The following is a 19645-nucleotide window of genomic DNA, read 5'->3' on the forward strand; positions in this document are numbered from 1 at the left end:
GCGCCGTTCTCTGCTTCCCCGGCGACCAAGTTTCCTCGTCTTCCACGAGGTAGTGAGGCCGTTGGCCATTCTCATCACGCCGCTCACCAGGGCGCCCCGAGAGTGCTCCACCGACCAACCCGCGGCCGGCCTGAGTGCTCTGCCCGGACAGGGAGTTTGCTGCTGTCGACGATGCTCCCCGGGCAAGGCCGGAGCCACCCTGTGTGAACGGCTGCCCGACAGGAGTACCCGGACGCATCTGAGCATTGCCCACCATGCCGCCAGGACGCGGGGCCAAGGACCGACCCCCGACGATTCCCGACTGATTGGCGCCAGCACCACCCATGCCAGACCCCATGCCCATTCCCGACCGGCCCATGAGCCCTCGGTTCTGCTGGCCCTGAGCCCCCCCTTCTGCACCGATGACTGTGCCACGAGCAAGGCCACGGGGCGGTTGCGCATTCGCTGACGTACCGGGACGGCCCCCATAGATGCCATTCCCGTGGTCACCGGGAAGGCGACCAATGGCACGCGGGTTGCCGAGTCCTGCCTGTCCCGGCATCCCAGGAGCGCGTCCGATCGGGCTTCCGGGTACGGCCTTGCCGCTGATCGGCCCAGGTCGTCCCATACCGGCGACTCGGCCCATACCTGCGTTGGTCACAGGGGCTACTGGCGGTACACCGACGGTTTGCCCAGAGTTCGACGTTGCCGAGGGGCCCGTAGTCGCAGGACTCGCTGTGGGGGCATCCGGCATGGCAACGCCACCCGCGACCTCAGTGCCTACGGCACGGTCGATCTGCGGCGTCGGGTCAGGAGTTGCCGATCCTGTTGGGGCAGGTCCCGACCCAACAGCCGAAGCAGACTGGGTTCCCGGTGCTGCGTCAACTGTCGAGGCGCCCATGTGGCCGCCCTGCATGACGCCTTCCGGAGGTTTCGGCGGCATCCACCCGTCCGGCATAGGCGGGAACGTCGGTGCCTCCGTTGCGCCCATCGCCATTGAGGACATGGAGTACGACTGCGCCAGCTTCCTCATCTGGCGGACCGCTTCGCCGTGGTCGTTGGCCAGTTTCTGGCTGGCGTCGTACGCCTCGCCCTGGGAGGGGCCCGTCAGCACGCTGTTCGCGCCCGGCGGGTCCGCCTGACGTGAACCGAGCGTCAGGAGGCCGGCCGGGTTGCGGGACATGTACTCGTCGAGGGTCGCCTTGGAGGACGCCGAGTACTTCGGCATATCCCTCTTGACCTCGGTCAGTGTCTCCGCAGCGGTCTGCATCCATTCGCCGGCGTTCTTGCTCATCTCGGAGAGACGCAAGGTCGCGCTGGACATCTGCGTGACCCAGCTGCGGAAGGAGTCGGCTCCCTCACCTTCCCAGTCGACCTTGTCCTTACGGCCCTTGAGTTCCATGCCGATGTCGTCGATCACCGAGGCCGCCTGGACGAGCTTCTCCCCCAGTCGCTTCGCCCTGGCAGGCTGAGCGGCATCGATCATCTGCTCCATGTCCGGGTGACCTCGGGATTCGAAGTCCGTCTCCACGAACATGTCCTGGATGATCCGTGCCGGGTTGAAGAAGGAACCGCCCCCGCTGTCGCTGGAGTTACCCATGGCTCTCAGCGCTCCTCTCTCGTCTGTTCCCTCGTCGGCATCGCAACACGATCAGGCACTCCCGCCGTCGCCGGGCTGCTGCTGCTCGTCGTTGCCTCGGTTGGGCCGGTCGTCGCTGCCGCCGCCGTCGCCCTTGCCGTCTTCCGCGTACGGGTCGCGCTTCGGGTCGTAGTGCTTCTGGAGCTCCGTCTGGATCGCCCACATGCGGCGGGCGACCTCGTGGTCGTTCTCGCTGTAGCCCTTTTCGGCACCGTTGACCGCCATGCTCAGCCCGTCGATCTGGCCCGAGAGCAGTCGCGAGAGCGTCGTCAGCTGGTCGTGGACCTGCCCGTAGACGCGGTAGAGGCCGGTGGCCTCGGCGAAGTTGGCGCCGAGGGTGCCCGCGTCCATGCGTTCCTCGCCGATGCGTTTCGGGTCGGCCTCGGATTCACGGAGCTCCATGAGCAGCCCGTCCACGCGCTTCTTGAATCCCTGCAGCGACTCCAGCTCGGTCTTCAGCGCCCCCGCTGTGCCCGGCGTCATGCCCTGCTGTACCGCGGCCCTCCCGGCCGCGTCGTCCGGCACCGCCATGTCATCCACCGTCCCCGTATGCGAATTCCGCCGACCTGCCACACGTGTTGCAGCTATACAGAGTAGTAACTCGACCCGACACGATGCCACGCGCCCCCGACAGTCGCTATCGGACTGAAACAACAGGCCACGCGGTCGGTTTCCCCGCGATGTCGGGATGTGTGCTGTCCGTAAAGCCTGTCAGGGTACGACAGTTGGCGCATGGGGTGCCGTACTCAGGTTCCGGTCTTTCACAGCACTTCCACGCGCGTGCAAGGCAGCGGTCACCGTCAACCCCGGCGGTGGCAACTCCGGTTGTACGGGCTACGCCCCGACCGCCGCCTGCGGCCTGATCGGCAGCCGGTTCACGGGCCGCCCCGTCGCCGCCCGTACGGCCGAGGCGACCGCCGCCGGTGAGACGACCACCGGGACGGCGGAGGCGGCCTTGGCCCCGAAGGGCGCCACCACGTCCTGCTCCTCGACGAGTTTGACGATGCGGATGTCGGGAGCGTCCAGCGCGGTCGGCAGCGCGTAGCCGGTGAAGTCGGGGCGGCGCACCACGCCGCGTGCGATGCGCAGGTGTTCCGTCAGCGCGGCGCCGACGCCCTGGGTGACTCCCGCCTCGATACGGGCGTGGAGCTGGCGGGGGTTCAGCACCCGTCCGACGTCCTGTGCGATGGCCATCTCGACCACACGCACGGAGCCCAGTTCGATGTCGACGTCCACGACGGCCCGTACGGCGGCGAAGGCCAGCCCGACGAAGGCGTCGCCCTGTCCGGTCTCGTCCAGCGGCTCCGTGGGGTGGGGACGGCACTGGGCCGTGGCCCACAGCTCCTTGCCCTCGAGGGCTTCCATGACGGTCGTTGAGAGCACTCCGTCGTAGGAGGTGATCTTGCCGTCGGCGATCGACAGCAGCTCCGTCGTCATCCCGAACTTGGCGGCCAGCGGCTGAAGAAGCTGCGCACGGACCATCTTCGCGGCCCGCTCGACCGCGCCGCCCGAGACCCAGGTGTGTCTGCTGTGCGCACCGGCGCCCGCAGGCGGCTGGTCGGTGTCGACGGAGGCGACGTGCACCTCCTCGATGCCCAGCGTCTCCTGCACGATCTGACGGGCGAGCGTGGAGAACCCCTGGCCGGTCTCGACGGCCGCGCACATGACCGTCGCCACCGGCCCGGTGACCTTGACCGTGGCGGTGGAGACCTCGTCCGCGCCCTCGGCTCCGAGCATGTGCACCATGCCGAGCGCGTAGCCCACGCCGCGCCGTACGGCGCCGGGTTCGCCCGCGCCCTCGGGGCCGCCGGGCAGCAGCCAGTCCCGTTCGGGGCTGTCCTTGGGCAGCGCGGGGAGGGGCGACTCCCGTACGGCACGCAGCAGTTCGGAGACGGGTGCCGGGCAGGTGACGGTCTGCCCGGTGGGCAGCATGTCGCCGGTCGCCAGTACGTTGCGCAGCCGCAGCTCGGCGGGGTCCATGCGCAACTGGGCCGCCAGCTTGTCCATCTGGCCCTCGTACGCCGCGCACACCTGCATCGCGCCCTCGCCCCGCACATGGCCGGAGGGCGGGTTGTTCGTACGTACGGCCCAGCCGTCGATCGACGCGTGCGGTACGACGTACGGGCCGGCGGCGAAGGAGACGGCGGCGGCGAGTGCGTCGCCGGTGGTGTCGGCGTACGCGCCCGCGTCCAGCAGGATCTGCGCCTCGACCTTGAGCAACTTGCCCTCCGCGTCCGCGTGATGGCGGTAGCGCAGGAGGGTGGGGTGTCGGTGCGCGTGTCCGAGGAAGGACTCCTCGCGGGTCGCCGCGAGCTTCACCGGGCTGCCGGTGCGCATGGCCAGCAGGCCCAGCGGCACCTGGAGGCCGGTGTCCTCACGGTCGCCCATCGCGCCGGGGACGCCCGTGACGACGACCTTGACCTGCTCGGGCGGCAGGCCGAAGCAGGCGGCGGCGAGGTCGCGGTCGGTGTGCGGGTCGGTGGAGGCGGTGTAGATCTCCACACCGCCGTCGGGACGCGGCACGGCGAGCCCGGCCTCCGCTCCGATGGGGGCGGGGTCCTGGCGGCCGATGCGGTAGAGGCCCTCGACGACGACCTCGCCGGCCACGTCCGGGTCGCCGAAGCGCAGCGGGATGTGGCGGATCAGGTTGCCGTCGGGGTGCAGCGGTTCGGACTCGAAGGACTTCTCGGGGTCGGTGACCGCCTCCAGCGGCTCGTACTCGACCGCGATGGCGGCGGCCGCGAGCCTCGCCGTGTCCGGGTGGTCGGCGGCGACGGCGGCGACGGGTTCGCCGTAGTAGCGCACGAGGTCACGTGCGAAGGCGGGCTGGTCGGCGACCTTGCGTCCGTGTCCGGCGTCGCCCGGTACGTCCTCGTGCGTGACGACGGCGTGCACGCCGGACAGAGCCGCGGCCTGCGAGGTGTCGATCGAGAGGATGCGGGCGTGCGGGTGCGGCGAGCGCAGGACGGCGGCCCACAGCAGGCCCTCCGCCCACAGGTCGGCCGCGTAGGGGAAGGTCCCCTCGGCCTTGGCGGGTGCGTCGGTGGAGGGGAGGGACACGCCGATTCCGTGCGTGTGCGTGGCGCGGTCGGCCGGGTCGGAGGAGAGCGGGGTGCCTTGGGCGGGGGTCGCTGTGACGGCGCCGGGGCCGTCGGCCGTGCTGGTCATGCCGCTGCCTTTCCGCATCGTCCGGCGCGTGGTCCGCGTCGTCCGCGTCGTCTTCCTCCGTGCCCGCCGCGGCGTGCACCTGCGTGTCCGCCGCCGCGTGCGCCGCTGCCTGCGCTGTCGCTCACGCCGCTGCCCGCGCTGCTGCCGCTTCTGCTTGCGGCTGCGCCGCTTACCCCGCCGTCGCCGTCGGGTTCCGTACCGGCGGGCGCCGCCGGGCGGGGGTGCCCCAGGGCCCGGCTACCGGCCCGGCGGCCGGGGTGCGGGGCCGCGGCACCGGAGAAACCCTGGCGCCTCATAGGCCGCCTCCCTCGGGGAAGTACGCGCCGCCCGCGCCCGGCCCCGCCTGGTGCGGGATGCGCGGCGGGGCAGCCATCCGCTCGTCCATCCCGGCGGCCTGCGCTTCGGCTTCCGCCTCCGCGTCTTCGCGTGCGGCCTGCTCCGCCCGCTCCGTGACGACCTTGTGAACGGCGTCGAGCACGCCCCGGTAGCCGGAGCAGCGGCACAGGTTGCCGCAGATGGCCTTGCGGGTCTCCAGCTCGCTGGGCGCGTGGTTGCCCTCCAGCAGATCGTGCACCGTCATCGCCAGCCCGGGCACACAGAAGCCGCACTGCACGGCGCCCGACTCGGTCAGGGCGCGCTGCACGTCGGAGGGTGCGCCGTCGGCGGCCAGCCCTTCGACCGTACGGATCTCGCTGCCGGCGGAGGTTGCGGCGGGGACGAGACAGGAGGCGACGAGCCTGCCGTCGACCTGGACGGAGCACGCGCCGCACTCGCCCTGCGAGCAGCCGTCCTTGGCACCCGCCAGACCGAGCCGCTCACGCAGGACGTAGAGCAGCGACTCGCCGATCCAGGCGTCGGTGACGGGTCGGTCGAAGCCGTTGACGTGCAGGACGTACGACACGTGGGGGTGTTCGCCGCCCAGTTCGGGGGCGAGTTCGACGGGCGCCTCCTCGGAGACGCCGTCGTCGGTGACGGTCTCTCCGGGGCCTGTGGCGTCGGGGCCCGTCGCGTCGGGGGGTGTTCCCTCGGTCGTCCGTCCGGACGGCGCTTCGTCGGCCGGCCTCTCGGGAGAGAGGTGCGGGGCCGCGCCCGCGGCGGGTACGTCCGGCGCCGCGGAGGGCTCCGGAGCCGGGGGGCTGTCGGCGCGTCCGTTGCCGGGAGCGGGTCCGTCCTGGCCGGCCGCGGCCCAGTGGCCGGTGGCGGTGTGCTCGCTGCCCGGGGTGTCCGCGGACGGCGACGGCTGCGGCGCGGGGCCCGACGACGGTGTCCACGGCAGCCCGGAGCGCACGGTGCCCATGCCCGCGCGCCCGTTGCCCTCGGTGCCGCTGTCGGTGGCGGCGGCGTTGTCGGTGGCGGCGCCGCTGTCTTCGGAGCCTGCCCCGTTCAGGCCACTGCCGTCGGTACCGCTCAGGTCCGGGCCGGCCCCGCGGGCGTCCTGTGCGTCCTGTGCGTTCTTTACTTCGTCCTGCGTACTGTGCGCGGCGGCAACGGCGTTGCCGTCCTGTGCGGGGGCGTACTCGCCTCCGTCTGCCGCGCTCTGCGGGGCGCCGGGGACCGGCCCCTGAGGCTGCTGCCCCTCCCCCTGACCGTCGAAGGGAACCTGCCGGCGCGCGTGCGCATCCGCGAACTGTGCCGCTGTCATGTGCTGCTGCCCGGTCTGCCCCGGGCCGGAGGAAGTGCCGGGTCCTATGCGTTCCGCTTCGCCCTCCGGAACGCCGCCGCCCGAGCCGAGCGGGCGGCGCTGCGTACGCGCCTCGTGCGAGCCCGCGAGCGCGGCGGCCGCGCCCTGTCCCATTGCGGCGGAGCCGGGGTCCGCCGAGGGTTCGGAGGACGCCGAGGGCGCCGAGGGCGCCGAGGGGAAGCGCTGTTCCTGCTGCTGTACGTGCGGCGGCGGGTACTGCTGCTGTTGCTGCGCGTACGAAGCGGCGCCGTGACCCTCGTCCTGCCCGTAGAACTGGCCGGCGCCCGGCCCCTCCTGCCCGAAGGGACGCGCCCACTGCCCCGTGCCCGACGGGTCGCTCGTCGCGGCCGACGTGAGAGGCGCCGACCCCGGCTGCCCGGCGACCTGCGCGGGGTCCAGCGGCGGCGGCGTGTAGCCGCCCTGGCCGGTACCGGGCGCGGCGAGCGGTCCCCACGCGTCGGCTCCGGCTCCGGCGGGGGGCAGCGGTCCGCTGGGGAGCTGGACGAACGCGGTGGCGTCCGCGTCGGATTCGCCGCCCCAGCCCTCCTGCGGGTAGGCGCGCCGCTCTTCGTCGCCGTGACCGGTGCCGTACTCGGGGTGGTGGCCCTCTCCGTAGCCGTCGCCGTACCCCTGGCCGTATCCGTACCCGTACCCGTATTCGTTGCCGTGCGGGCCGGCGTTGGGGTCGCCGTACCCGTTGCCGTTGCTCATGCGAGCGCCCTCCCGAGTCCTCGGCGGGCCAGTGTGGCCACCGTACGCCGCAAGTGGAAAGCCGCGGGCGGAAGTACGGGAGCCTCGCCGCCCTCCTCGGAGGGCGCGGGGTCGGGAATGCATGCCATCGCGACATAGTCCCCGAAGGCGATCAGCGCCTCGGGGGCGAGGCCGCGCTGCCCGTCCCAGTCGATGAGCGACGCGATCCACCGCTCGGCCTCCAGCGGACGCAGCGGCATCGGCGCGACCGCACCCACGGCGCAGCGCACTCCGCGCCGCACCGGGTCCAGGACGACGGCCACGGACGCGAGCGCGCGGCCGGGCCCGGTGCGTCCGGTCGCCTTGAGGAAGGTCTGCGGCGCGTGCAGCAGCGGTACCCGTACGTGGCCCACGACTTCGCCGGGGCGCAGCATCTCGACGTTCGCCAGCAGGTGACTCACCGGGATCTCACGCTGCGAGCCCTCCGGGCCCGCGACGAGGAGGGTGGCCTCGAGGGCGGCGAGCACCGGAAGCGTGTCGCCGGTGGGTGCGGCGCTGACGATGTTGCCGCCGAGGGTTCCGGCGTTGCGGATCTGGGGCGGGCCGGCGGCACGCGCACCGGCCGCGAGCGCGGGGATGAGGGCGGCGAAGTCCGGCCGTCCCATGCGCGCGTGGGTGAGGCCGGCGCCGAGGAGCGCGTGTCCGTCGAGGTACTGCCAGCCGCGGAGCTCGCTGATCCGGCCGAGGCCGACGAGCGCGGCGGGGCGCAGCTGTCCCGAGTTGACGCCTGCCATCAGGTCCGTACCGCCTGCGACGGGCACGGCCGCGGGCACCGCGGCCAGTGCCGACACGGCCTCGTCGAGTGTGGTCGGCAGCATGACTGACGGCACAGCCTGTGGCGCATGTTGTTCATGCTGTGCGTGCGTGCTCAAACCAGCCGCCCCTTCCCCGGTCCGTCCGGGCCACCGTGCCCGTACGGTACGTGCTCACAGCCCGGACGAGGCAACTCTGGCACATCTCGGCGGGCAGTCGGACCGGGGGCCCGTTAAGGGTTGTTCCGTCAGTGGACATCACCCTCGTCCCTGTCCTCCCCGAAGGACCGTAATCCCCCACTCGCACCGGAGGAGGGGAATCGTCACTCCTGGTGTTTCTCGCACGGATGACGGCTTCTGTACGGAATTTCGTGCTACGGGCCGTCTGCCGCCCCGCGGTGCGCATGCCGTCCTGAGGGCCGCTCCACTCCCGCCCGTCCGGCCCTTGCCTGCGGTCGCGCCGTCCCGCCGGCCGGACCGTCCTGCCGCTCACGGCGGGCGGGGAGGCGCTCGCTGTCGCACGCGTCCGCCGTCACACCGCCTCAGGTGTTCCTCCGGCCGGCCGGCCCGGAATGCCCGGCCGGCGCTGCCAGGGGTACGGGCCCTGCGGGGGACGGTAGTTGACACCCATCGCGTCGAGACGCGCGTAGTGCGCCCGGCTCATCCGCCGCTCGAAGTCCCCGAAGTCCCGCCCGTGCGGAGGGGGGAGGGCCGACCAGACGACCTCCGCGAAGGCGGCGAGACGCGGGAAGGTCTGGTAGTCGACGCGCTGCTGGTTCTCGGTGCACTCGGTCCACATGTTGGCCTGGGCGCCCAGTACGTGCCGCTCGTGTCCCGTGCCCGCCAACTCCGGTGGCACGGGCTCGAAGTGGTACACGTCGCGCAGGGTGCGCAGGTAGCCGAGAGGCACCGGTTCCTCCTCACCGGCCTCCTGCCGGTGGTCCAGATACACCTCCTGCTCGGGGCACATCACGACGTCGTGCCCGGCGCGTGCGGCCGTGATGCCGCCCGCGCGGCCGCGCCAGGAGGAGACGGCGGCACCTTCCGCGAGACCGCCCGTGCGGCTGACTGGACGGCCCTCCGGACCGTCCGCCGGACCCTCCTCCAGGCCGCCCGCCGGGTCGCCCGCCGGGTCGCCTGCCGAGCCCTCCAGGATCTCGTCCCAGCCGATGAGGCGGCGTCCGCGCGCCGCGAGCCAGCGGGCGAAGTGCCCTACGAACCGCGCCTGCAGGGCGTCCTCGTCCGGCAGGCCCAACTCCCGCATCCTCGCCTGCGCCGCGGGGGACGCGCGCCACTGGTCCTTGGGGCACTCGTCGCCGCCGAGGTGCACGAAGCGGGAGGGGAAGATCTCCAGCACCTCCTCCAGCACGCCCTCGTAGAAGCGCAGGACGCCGTCGCCGGTCGCCAGGACGTTGGGGCTCACTCCCCACTCGGTCCACACGCCCAGCGAAGCGGTGTCCACCACGTCGGTGTTGCCGAGTTCGGGGTACGCGGCGATGGCGGCCTGCGAGTGGCCGGGGATGTCGATCTCGGGGACGACGGTGATGTGCCGGTCCGCGGCGTAGGCGACGATCTCCCGCAGGTCGTCCTGCGTGTACCAGCCGCCGTGCGCCCGCTCGTCCCACAGAGCTTCCGCGCCCGGCGCCCCTCCCCGGTGGCCCACACGCGTACGGGCGCGGGTGCCGCCCACCCCGGTCAGGCGGGGGCGGGACCGGATCTCCACGCGCCAGCCCTGGTCGTCGGTCAGGTGCAGATGCAGCACGTTGAGCTTGTGGGCGGCCAGCAGGTCGAGGGTGCGCAGCACGCCGTCCTTGGGGATGAAGTGCCGTGCGACGTCGAGCATGTAGCCGCGCCACGGGAAGCGGGGCGAATCCTCGACGCGCAGCGCGGGGACGCTCCATGTGCCGCCGTCCGGGGCGGTGTTCGCGCGCCGGTACGCGGCGGGGCCCAGGAGCTGGCGCAGGGTCTGGGCACCGTGGAAGACGCCCGGCCCGGCGCCGCCGGTGATCCGCACCCCGCCGGGGCCGGCGTCGAGTACGTACCCTTCCGGGCCGAGCCGGGCGGCGACGCTCTCGTCGGTGCGCAGGACGAGGGCACCCGGTCCCCCGTCCCGTCCGCCGGGTGGCGGTGCGCCGGTCACGGGCGGCAGGGCGAGCCCCGCCGACTGTCCGAGCGTGCCGCGCAGCCAGCGTGCGGTGTCCTCGGTGCCGGGTCCGGCGTCCAGCGCGGTGGCCGGGGTGAGGACGGGGCCGGGGCCGTCGGACAGAGCGACGGAGCGGGGCGCGGGCAGGAGATCGTGGAGCGGCACAGGACTCCCTTCTTCGAGGCGGGTCTCGTCGTTCGCCGTCGTCGGTCCTCAGTCCTTGACGGCCCCTCCCAGCCCGGAGACCAGACGCCGGTGCACCAGGACGAAGAAGACCAGCACCGGCAGCGTCATCACCGTGGAGGCGGCCATCACCCCGCCCCAGTCCGGCGTTTCGGTGTCGAAGAAGACCAGCAGCGCCATCGGCAGTGTGGAGTTCTCCGTGGCGGAGATGATGAACGACTTGGCGAACAGGAAGTCGTTCCAGGTGGAGATGAAGGAGAAGACGCTCGTCGCGACCAGGCCGGGAAAGACCAGCGGGAAGAGGATCTGCCACAGAAAGCGCGTGCGGCTCGCCCCGTCCACTCTCGCCTGCTCCTCCAGGCTCTCCGGCACAGCCTTGACGAATCCGCGCAGCATCCAGATGGCGAACGGCAGCGAGAAGGCGAGGTGCGGAAGGACGAGCGAGAAGAGCGAGTTGAGTGCGCCGAAGTCCCGCATGAGGAAGAACATCGGAATCGTCAGCGCCTCGACGGGCACCATCTGCGCCGTCAGGAAGAGAATGAGCAGCGTCGTACGGAACCGGAAGCGGAAACGCGTCACCGCCGTCGCCGCCAGGAACGCGATCAGCGCGGAGGCCACCACGACGACCGCCGCCACGGTGAGGCTGTTGAGGAAGTACCGCCCGAAGTCCTGCTGTTCGAAGACGCGCCGGAACGCGTCCCACGAAGGGGCCGTCGTCCAGGGCACCGGATCCGCCGACCGCACCTCGCCCGCCGGCTTGAAGGCGGAGAGCACCATCCAGTAAAGCGGGAAGGCGACGACGAGAGCGAGGACGACGGCGCAGACCTCCGCGGCCGTCCGCCCTGGTCTGCGCGGCAGGAGACGCGAGCGGCCCGCCCGCGCGGAGGACTGCCCGGGCGTCCGGGACGGTGTCCCGGGGGAAGTCCGCGGCAGGGCCCGCGTCCGCAGCCGTGGAGCGGTCACAGCTCCTCACCCCTCCGCCGCAGCAGCCGCAGATACACCAGCGTGACACCGAGCAGAATGATCAGCATCACCACTCCGATCGCCGAGCCGAGGCTGTACTGCGAGGAGGCGAACGCCATTTGATACGCGTACACGTTGAGCACGAGATTCTGTCCCGCGATGCCGCCGCCTCCCGTCATCACGTAGATCTGCGTGAAGACCTTGAAGTCCCAGATGACCGACTGGATCGTGACGACGAGCAGAATCGGCCGGAGCATCGGCGTCATCACACTCCGCCAGACGCGCCACTGGCTCGCGCCGTCGAGCGAGGCGGCCTCCAGCACTTCCCCGGGAATGGCCTTGATGCCCGCGTAGACGGTCACCATCACGAGCGGGAACGAGCACCACACCACTTCGAGCAGCACGAGAGTGAAAGCGCTCATACGTCCGTACGTCCAGGAGAAGTCCCCCAGCCCCAGCACCCTGTTGACGGGGCCGAAGTCGGCGTCGAAGAGGAAGACCCAGACGGTGGAGCCGGTGATGGCGGGAGTGGCCCAGGCCCCGAGAGCGGCCAGCATCAGCAGCAGCCGGGGCAGTGCCCGTACGCGGGTGAGCAGCACGGCGCAGGCGCAGCCGGTGGTGAGGGTGCCCAGGACGCAGGCGGCGGCGAAGAGCACCGTCGCCAGCAGCACCGACCGGAACTGGCCGTCCCGGAAGAGTTCGGCGTAGTTGTCCAGGCCCCGGAACGAGGTGGGTTCGCCGCCGCTGACCTGCGCCTGGGTGTACTCCAGGACCGAGATCAGCCCCAGCTGGTAGACGGGGTAGACCAGCAGCCCGCCCAGGACGGCCAGCGCCGGGGCCAGATAGAGCCAGGGAGTCCAGCGGGCCGACTGTGCGGGCGTCTTCGCCGGCCCCCGGCCGGCCGCGTCGGTACGGGCGCGCGCCGGAGGGGGAACCGGCGCCGTGGCGGGCGCCGGGGTGCTCACTCGGCGAACGCCTCGTCCATCTTCTCCGCCGCCTCGCCCGCCGCCTCGCCGACGGAGCGCTTCCCGCCGGCGACCTGCTGGAACATGGTCGGCAGGACGAGCCCGGCGTCGATCTCTGTCCACGCGGGCGTCGCCGGTACGAACTCCGTCCCCGCCTCCAGCGTCTTCACGAACGGCTCGACGAAGGGCTCCTCCTTCGCCGCCCGCGCGCGGGTGTCGGTGAAGGTGGGCAGGAACCCCATGGCGTCGAAGAGTTCGCGCTGCGTCTCCTTCCCCGCCAGCTCCCGCATCAGGTCCACGGCGAGGGTGCGGTGCGAAGTGCTCTTCAGTACGCCGATGTTGTTGCCCCCGGCGAACGCGGGCGCGATGCTGCCGCGCCCGGTTCCCGGCAGCGGTACGACGCCGTAGTCGCCCCGGACCTCTCCGTCCTCCATGGCCTGCCGGTTGAAGTCGCCGCCGACGACCATGCCGGCCTTGCCCGCGGCGAAGGCCTCGACGGTCTCGTTCCCGCCCATCCGGGCGCACTTCTCGGCCGGGCAGTTGTCGTCGCCGAACAGGCCGGTGTAGGCGGCGATCCCCTTCTTCGCGCGCGCCCCGTCGATCGCCGCGGTGTACTCGCCGGAGCCGTTCTCCTTCGCCAGTTCGCCGCCGTGCGCCCAGATGAAGGGCATCGCACCGTAGGTGTAGGCACCGCCGACGGCCAGTCCGTACATGCCGGGGCGCTCGGCGCGTATCTTCCGTGCGGCGGAGGCGACTTCACCGAGTGTGCGCGGGACGTCGACACCGAGGTCGCCGAAGACGTCCGTGCGGTAGTACAGCGCCCGCACACCGACGAAGAGCGGCGCGCCGTAGACCTTGCCTGCGACGGTCACCGCTTCCTTCGCGGTGGCGTCCAGGTCCCGCGCCTGCGGCCACTCGGAGAACTCGCGGCTCACGTCGGCCAGTCCGCCGCTCCGGACGTAGCCGGCCGTGTCGGTGTTGCCGTACTCGATCAGGTCGGGTGCGGAGCCGGGGTCGTTGAAGGCGCCTTTGATCTTCTCGGCCCGGCTGTCGACGGGGATGTACTGCACATCGACGTCCACGCCCTCGTGCCGCTTCTCGAAATCCCGCACGACGTCGCCGACGACGCGCTCCTTGGGCTTGTTGCCGACTTCGCGGAAGAGCCACACGCGCAGGGTGCCGCTCTTGTCGTCCTTCTCCGGCCCGCCGCCGGATGTGGACGGGGCGCACCCCGCCAGCAGCGTCCCTGCCATGGCGAGTGCCGCCACCGATGCGGCTGTTCGTACGGCCGACTTCACGGCGAGTCCCCCAACCCTCTTCAGGCGTTGCAGAATTCGCAACGCAAGTTTCGCGTCGCACAACTTCCGCAGGAGACTACGAGCCGCCACCCGCCGGGGCAATAGGTCTCGACCAATCCGTGACGAGCACTCAGCCCGCCGGGTCCGCGTCCACCGGACACCGCCCGGCACCACCAGGCCCCGACTGACACCGCCTCCCCCGCGCGTGCCCTGCGCCCGCACCCCCGCGCACACAGCAGCGCGCCCTGCCGCGCCCCTCTGCGGGGGCGGGCAGGACGCGCTGTGAGCCTTACGCGGAACGCACGGGCCGAGCGGGTGTCACCGAGCCGGTACCGCTACCGACGGCGCCGGTGCTGCCGGCGCCGGTGCTGCCGGCGCCGTCTCACCGTGGGCACGAGCCGCACGAGCGCTACGGGACCGGCGGCACGGAAGAGGCGCGGCTGTCACCCGGGGGCTACTTGCCGTCCCCCTTGCCGTCCTTGCCGCCTTTGCCGTCCTTGTCACCACCGGCGGTCATGGTCTCGTAGATCTCCTTGCACATGGGACACACCGGGTACTTCTTGGGGTCGCGACCGGGCACCCAGACCTTGCCGCACAGCGCGACGACGGGAGTGCCGTCCATCGCGCTCGCCATGATCTTGTCCTTCTGGACGTAATGGGCGAACCGTTCGTGATCACCGTCTCCGTGCGACGTCTGCGGGGTCGGCTCGACGAGCGTGCCGGTGCCCGTACCGCGCTCAGGCTCAAGAGTGCTCATGCGGACCAAGCCTAATTCAGCGAAGCGTCGTCCGGGTATGTGGCCACCATCGCCAGTTCGCTGCGCTGTCGCCGCAGTACGGACCGCCACAGCTGCTCCGGCGCCGGGGAGGAGACGTCGCCCGGTTCCGACTCGACCACGTACCACGCGCCCTCGGCCAGCTCCTTCTCCAGCTGTCCCGGGCCCCAGCCCGCGTACCCGGCGAAGATGCGCAGCGAGCCCAGCTCTGCGGCGAGCAGCTCCGGCGGGGCCTCCAGGTCGACCAGCCCGATCGCGCCGTGCACTCGCCGCCAGCCCAGCGGGCCGTCCGGCTCGGCCTCCTCCCGCCCGTCGCCGCCCGCGCTGGAGCGACGCCCTCCCTGCGCGGCCGTCGCTCCGGCCGGACCCCCGCCCGGCGGCGCGGGCACCACCGCCACACCGAGAGCCGCGTCCAGCGAGACGGGACCGCCCTGGAAGACGACGCCGGGCTCTCCGGCGAGCGCGGCCCAGGGTTCGAGGATGTCGACGACGTCGACGGGGGTCGGGCGGTTGAGCACCACACCGAGCGACCCCTCCCGGTCGTGGTCGAGCAGCAGCACCACGGCGCGGTCGAAGTTCGGGTCAGCCAGTACCGGGGTGGCGACGAGCAGCCGCCCGGTGAGCGAGGACACCTCGGTCATACGGCAATGATCCCCCACCTGTGCCTTCCGTGTGGGCCAACGCCGGGATCGGGCACCCCACATCGGACGTACACCCTGGTCACAGGCCATGCAGCACACCCCGGGCGACCTTCGGCGAATCCGCAACTTCGGCTACAACTCGGCACAATTCCCTCACACAGCGTGATACGCCGCGTGCGGGGGCCTCTCTGCCCGCTGTCGTCCCTGAGCGCCGGGGCCACGGGGCCATTACGATTGCTTTCTGCCCCAGGGCTGCACCGCGGGGAGTCATAGCAACACCCCCCAGCCCCAATCGTCTTCAGGAACGCGAGATCCATGACCGACGACGTCCTGCTTGTCCACGGCGGTACCCCGCTCGATGGCGAGATCCGAGTCCGCGGAGCGAAGAACCTCGTACCGAAGGCGATGGTCGCCGCGCTTCTCGGCAGCGAGCCCAGCCGGCTGCGCAACGTGCCCGACATCCGCGACGTGCGTGTCGTCCGCGGGCTTCTGCAACTGCACGGCACGACGGTCACCGCCGGCGAGGAGCCCGGGGAACTGGTGCTCGACCCGTCGTACGTCGAGAGCGCCAACGTCGCCGACATCGACGCGCACGCCGGCTCGTCCCGCATCCCGATCCTCTTCTGCGGTCCGCTGCTGCACCGCCTGGGGCACGCGTTCATCCCCGGCCTGGGCGGCTGCGACATCGGCGGCCGTCCCGTCGACTTCCACTTCGACGTCCTGCGCCAGTTCGGCGCGACGATCGAGAAGCGCGCCGACGGCCAGTACCTGGAGGCACCGCAGCGGCTGCGCGGCACCAAGATCCGCCTGCCCTACCCCTCCGTGGGCTCCACCGAGCAGGTACTGCTCACCGCGGTGCTCGCCGAGGGCTCCACGGAGCTGAGCAACGCCGCCGTCGAGCCCGAGATCGAGGACCTCATCTGCCTCCTGCAGAAGATGGGCGCGATCATCTCGGTGGACACGGACCGTACGATCCGCATCACCGGCGTCGACAAGCTGGGCGGCTACACGCACCGCGCCCTCCCCGACCGCCTGGAGGCGGCCTCCTGGGCGAGCGCGGCGCTGGCCACCGAGGGCCGTGTCTTCGTGCGGGGGGCGCGGCAGCTGGAGATGCTGACCTTCCTCAACACCTTCCGCAAGGTCGGCGGCGCCTTCGAGGTCCTCGACGAGGGCATCAGCTTCTGGCACCCCGGCGGGCCGCTGAAGTCGATCGCGCTGGAGACGGACGTGCACCCCGGCTTCCAGACCGACTGGCAGCAGCCCCTGGTGGTCGCGCTCACCCAGGCCACGGGCCTGTCCATCGTGCACGAGACGGTCTACGAGTCGCGGCTGGGCTTCACCTCCGCGCTGAACCAGATGGGCGCCCACATCCAGCTCTACCGCGAATGCCTGGGCGGCTCGGCCTGCCGCTTCGGGCAGCGCAACTTCCTGCACTCCGCGGTGGTCTCCGGGCCGACGAAGCTGCAGGGCGCCGATCTGATCATTCCGGACCTGCGCGGCGGCTTCTCGTACCTCATCGCGGCCCTGGCCGCCCAGGGCACCTCACGCGTCCACGGCATCGACCTGATCAACCGGGGCTACGAGAACTTCATGCACAAGCTGGGCGAACTCGGGGCCAAGGTGGAGCTCCCGTAGGCGGGTGCCGCCGCGGACGCGCGAAGTCCCGGCGAGCACGCGGGAGAAGCGCAGGAGACGCACAGGAGAACGCACACGAAGGGGCGGTCACCCGGGAGTCCGGGTGACCGCCCCTTCGGCGGGCGCGGCTTGGAGCGGCCGACAGCCGCTCCGGGCCCCTTACTTGCCCTTGGCGGATTCCTTGAGCTTGGACCCGGCCGACACCTTCACGCTGTATCCGGCCGGGATCTCGATCGGGTCGCCGGTCTGCGGGTTCCGCGCGGTGCGAGCCGCACGGTGCGTGCGCTCGAAGGTGAGGAAGCCGGGAATCGTGACCTTCTCGTCGCCCTTGGAGACGACCTCGCCGACGGTCTCGGCGAGGGCGGCCAGAACGGCGTCGGCGTCCTTACGGGTCACCTCGGCGCGCTCGGACAGAGCGGCCACCAGCTCACTGCGGTTCATAACTCGTTACTCCCGTGTTCTTCTTGCCGATGAGGCGTGAGATCGAAGCCGATGCTGCCAGGGCCATATGACACTCCCCTGACCAGGGTCTGTTTTTCCAGACCCTCCCGCCCCGTGGGGCATCCCCAGGACGAAGTCCCCGGGGAAGCATCCTGCCCCTACGTGCGGGGGGAAAGCCAATCCGGCACTTTCCGGCAGCTGCGGAGTCACACGAGCGGCGGCGATGGCCTCGCTGTGCTGACGCCCCACAGGCTTGTGTCTGCCGCAACCCTAGAGGGGCCGTGGTGAGGCTGCACCTCGCGACGCGCCGTGCCGGTGCGCGGCAGGCGGGCTCCACGGACCCCGCGCGCCCTCCCGGACTCCTGCTGACGGCGCGGTGAGTACCCGGCACCGCGCATACGAACCGCCCCGCCCCCGGCCGCTTACGGGCGGCGGGGCGGGGCGGGACGAGCCGGGACGGCCGGGAGACGGACGCCGCGGAAGGGCAGCAGCGGCCCTCAGGCGCCGGGGACGGGCCCAGCACGGCGCCTCCCGCGCGGCCGTGTCAGTCCGAGGCGGTGGCGGCCCCCGCCGTGGTCGGCGCCGACGCGCCGGCGGCCTCTCCGGCGGCACGGGCGGCGTCCCGTACGGCACCCGCGACGGCGCCGGAGACCTTCTCGTTGAAGACGCTGGGGATGATGTAGTTCGGGTTCAGCTCGTCCTCCAGCACCACGTCGGCGAGCGCCCGCGCGGCGGCCAGCATCATCTCGTCGTTGACCGACCGCGACTGCGCGTCGAGCAGGCCGCGGAAGACGCCGGGGAAGACCAGCACGTTGTTGATCTGGTTCGGGAAGTCGGAGCGCCCGGTGGCGACCACGGCGGCCGTCTCCCGCGCCACGGCCGGGTCGACCTCCGGGTCGGGATTGGCGAGCGCGAACACGACCGCGCCGGTGGCCATACGGGCGACGTCGGCGCCGTCGAGCACGTTGGGCGCGGAGACGCCGATGAAGACGTCCGTGCCGACGACCGCGTCCTTCAGCGTCCCCGTCATGCCCTCGGGGTTGGTGTTGTCGGCGATCCAGCGCAGCGGCGAGCCCTCCGCCTCCTCGACCAGGTCCTCACGCCCCGCGTGCACCACACCGTGGATGTCGGCGACGACGGCGTGCTTGACGCCGGCCTCCAGCAGCAGCTTCAGGATCGCCGTCCCGGCGGCGCCGGCGCCGGACATGACGACGCGGATGTCCTCGATCCGCTTGTTCACCACGCGCAGCGCGTTGAAGAGCGAGGCGAGCACCACGATCGCCGTGCCGTGCTGGTCGTCGTGGAAGACGGGGATGTCCACGGCCTCCCGCAGCCGCGCCTCGATCTCGAAGCACCGGGGGGCGGAGATGTCCTCCAGGTTGATCCCCGCGAAGCCGGGTGCCAGCGCCCTGACGATCTCCACGATTGTGTCGGTGTCCTGGGTGTCCAGGCAGATGGGCCAGGCGTCGATACCGGCGAAGCGCTTGAAGAGCGCCGCCTTGCCCTCCATCACCGGCAGCGCGGCCTGCGGGCCGATGTTGCCCAGGCCCAGCACGGCGGAGCCGTCGGTGACGACGGCGACGCTGTTCCGCTTGATCGTCAACCGCCGCGCGTCCTCGGGGTGTTCCGCGATCTGTGTGCACACACGGGCCACGCCCGGCGTGTAGATCATGGAGAGGTCGTCGCGATTGCGAATGGGGTGCTTGGACGACATCTCGATCTTGCCGCCGAGGTGCATCAGGAACGTACGGTCCGAGACCTTGCCCAGCACCACACCCTCGATCTCGCGCAGCTGCGCGACGATCTCGTCGGCGTGTGAGGTCGAGGAAGCCGCGATCGTGACGTCGATGCGCAGCGCTTCGTGTCCGGAGGCGGTGACATCGAGGCCGGTGACCGAACCGCCCGACGACTCCACGACCGTGGTGATCTGACTGACCGCCGACCCCCCTGCGGGGACCTCCAACCGGACAGTCATCGAGTAGGAGACGCTTGGCCCGCTCATTGCCGACTTCCCTCTGCTTTCCTCGTGATGCGGTGCCGCAGCGACACGCGGCGCCGAAGTATTGACGGCCGGGGGTGGGGCACGTCAACAGATCGTCCCACCTACCCTCCGGTACGCGGTAACGCGATCCCGGATCCGGAAAGGGGCTTCCACGTTACGAGATGCGCCGAATCGGCACGCGTCCGGCCCCATCTTCGGCACCGGCGCGAAAATCTGTGTCTACGCCCCAAATCACTCCGAAGCGCCCCATCTCGGCCTAGGATCGCCCCGCAAACCCCATATGCATACAGGGAGACCAGGAATGGCTCAGGGCACCGTCAAGTGGTTCAACGCCGAGAAGGGCTACGGCTTCATCGCGCAGGAGGACGGCGGACCGGACGTCTTCGTCCACTACAGCTCCATCCACGGGGAGGGCTACCGCAGCCTTCAGGACACCCAGCGCGTCGAGTTCGAGATCGCGGAGGGCCGCAAGGGCCCACAGGCGGAAGGGGTCCGCATCATCGGCTGAACGCCGTCGGACGCGAACCCCTGAAGAGAGCTTGCAAGAAGCTCGAAGAAGTCTTTGGTGACACCGACCCGCCAGCTCGCCTCGCGGCAAGTGGTCGCTCGTAGCGACAATGGTTGGGCCCG

15 protein-coding genes are annotated in these 19645 nt (G+C 71.4%); 2 read left to right on the top strand and 13 right to left on the bottom strand.

Annotated features, from left to right (window positions below; genetic code table 11):
- From H343_RS36125 to H343_RS0123425, 11 genes are all read right to left on the bottom strand, one after another.
- A partial coding sequence (locus tag H343_RS36125) for a WXG100 family type VII secretion target (RefSeq protein ID WP_486587029.1) occupies positions 1 to 1579 on the bottom strand: 1579 nt, incomplete at its 3' end.
- A gap of 51 nt (positions 1580 to 1630) precedes the next feature.
- Positions 1631 to 2149 carry a hypothetical protein gene (locus tag H343_RS32465; protein ID WP_051265892.1) on the bottom strand — a complete coding sequence of 173 codons (519 nt, stop codon included), beginning with the start codon at positions 2147 to 2149 and terminating at the stop codon, positions 1631 to 1633.
- A 303-nt stretch (positions 2150 to 2452) separates the two neighbouring features.
- A complete protein-coding gene (locus tag H343_RS0123385) occupies positions 2453 to 4786 on the bottom strand; it encodes a molybdopterin cofactor-binding domain-containing protein (RefSeq protein WP_028433107.1) in 2334 nt (777 codons plus the stop codon).
- 292 nt (positions 4787 to 5078) lie between these two features.
- Positions 5079 to 7178: a 2Fe-2S iron-sulfur cluster-binding protein gene (locus tag H343_RS36130; protein ID WP_051265895.1), complete on the bottom strand. Its 2100-nt coding sequence runs from the start codon at positions 7176 to 7178 to the stop codon at positions 5079 to 5081.
- Positions 7175 to 8035 carry an FAD binding domain-containing protein gene (locus H343_RS0123395; protein WP_486587030.1) on the bottom strand — a complete coding sequence of 287 codons (861 nt, stop codon included), beginning with the start codon at positions 8033 to 8035 and terminating at the stop codon, positions 7175 to 7177. The genes H343_RS36130 and H343_RS0123395 overlap by 4 nt, the downstream gene beginning before the upstream one ends.
- A gap of 466 nt (positions 8036 to 8501) precedes the next feature.
- A complete protein-coding gene (locus tag H343_RS0123400; protein ID WP_028433109.1) occupies positions 8502 to 10277 on the bottom strand; it encodes a beta-N-acetylhexosaminidase in 1776 nt (591 codons plus the stop codon).
- 48 nt (positions 10278 to 10325) lie between these two features.
- Positions 10326 to 11153 carry a carbohydrate ABC transporter permease gene (locus tag H343_RS0123405; protein WP_028433110.1) on the bottom strand — a complete coding sequence of 276 codons (828 nt, stop codon included), beginning with the start codon at positions 11151 to 11153 and terminating at the stop codon, positions 10326 to 10328.
- Positions 11154 to 11254: 101 nt separating this feature from the next.
- Positions 11255 to 12223, bottom strand: a complete 969-nt coding sequence (locus tag H343_RS0123410) for a carbohydrate ABC transporter permease (RefSeq protein WP_028433111.1) — start codon at positions 12221 to 12223, stop codon at positions 11255 to 11257.
- Positions 12220 to 13521, bottom strand: coding sequence for an extracellular solute-binding protein (locus H343_RS0123415; RefSeq protein ID WP_028433112.1), 1302 nt, complete (start codon positions 13519 to 13521; stop codon positions 12220 to 12222). Before H343_RS0123415 ends, H343_RS0123410 begins: the two co-directional genes overlap by 4 nt.
- A gap of 454 nt (positions 13522 to 13975) precedes the next feature.
- Positions 13976 to 14278 (bottom strand): DUF3039 domain-containing protein, encoded by a 303-nt coding sequence (locus H343_RS0123420; protein WP_028433113.1) that lies wholly within the window; start codon positions 14276 to 14278, stop codon positions 13976 to 13978.
- An 11-nt stretch (positions 14279 to 14289) separates the two neighbouring features.
- The gene (locus H343_RS0123425; protein WP_028433114.1) at positions 14290 to 14937 is read right to left on the bottom strand and encodes a YqgE/AlgH family protein; all 648 of its coding nucleotides are present in this window, start codon (positions 14935 to 14937) and stop codon (positions 14290 to 14292) included.
- Between the two features lie 315 nt (positions 14938 to 15252).
- Between H343_RS0123425 and murA the strand changes: the two genes are divergently transcribed.
- Positions 15253 to 16572 carry a UDP-N-acetylglucosamine 1-carboxyvinyltransferase gene (gene murA / locus H343_RS0123430; protein ID WP_028433115.1) on the top strand — a complete coding sequence of 440 codons (1320 nt, stop codon included), beginning with the start codon at positions 15253 to 15255 and terminating at the stop codon, positions 16570 to 16572.
- 159 nt (positions 16573 to 16731) lie between these two features.
- Here murA and H343_RS0123435 read toward each other — a convergent pair whose 3' ends face one another.
- Positions 16732 to 17013 (bottom strand): HU family DNA-binding protein, encoded by a 282-nt coding sequence (locus H343_RS0123435; RefSeq protein WP_028433116.1) that lies wholly within the window; start codon positions 17011 to 17013, stop codon positions 16732 to 16734.
- Between the two features lie 544 nt (positions 17014 to 17557).
- The gene (locus H343_RS0123440; protein WP_028433117.1) at positions 17558 to 19015 is read right to left on the bottom strand and encodes an NAD-dependent malic enzyme; all 1458 of its coding nucleotides are present in this window, start codon (positions 19013 to 19015) and stop codon (positions 17558 to 17560) included.
- Between the two features lie 301 nt (positions 19016 to 19316).
- On the opposite strand from H343_RS0123440, the gene H343_RS0123445 reads away from it, so the two are divergent.
- Positions 19317 to 19523 (top strand): cold-shock protein, encoded by a 207-nt coding sequence (locus tag H343_RS0123445; RefSeq protein ID WP_028433118.1) that lies wholly within the window; start codon positions 19317 to 19319, stop codon positions 19521 to 19523.
- Positions 19524 to 19645: the final 122 nt, after the last annotated feature.

Source organism: Streptomyces sp. TAA204, from assembly GCF_000424965.1.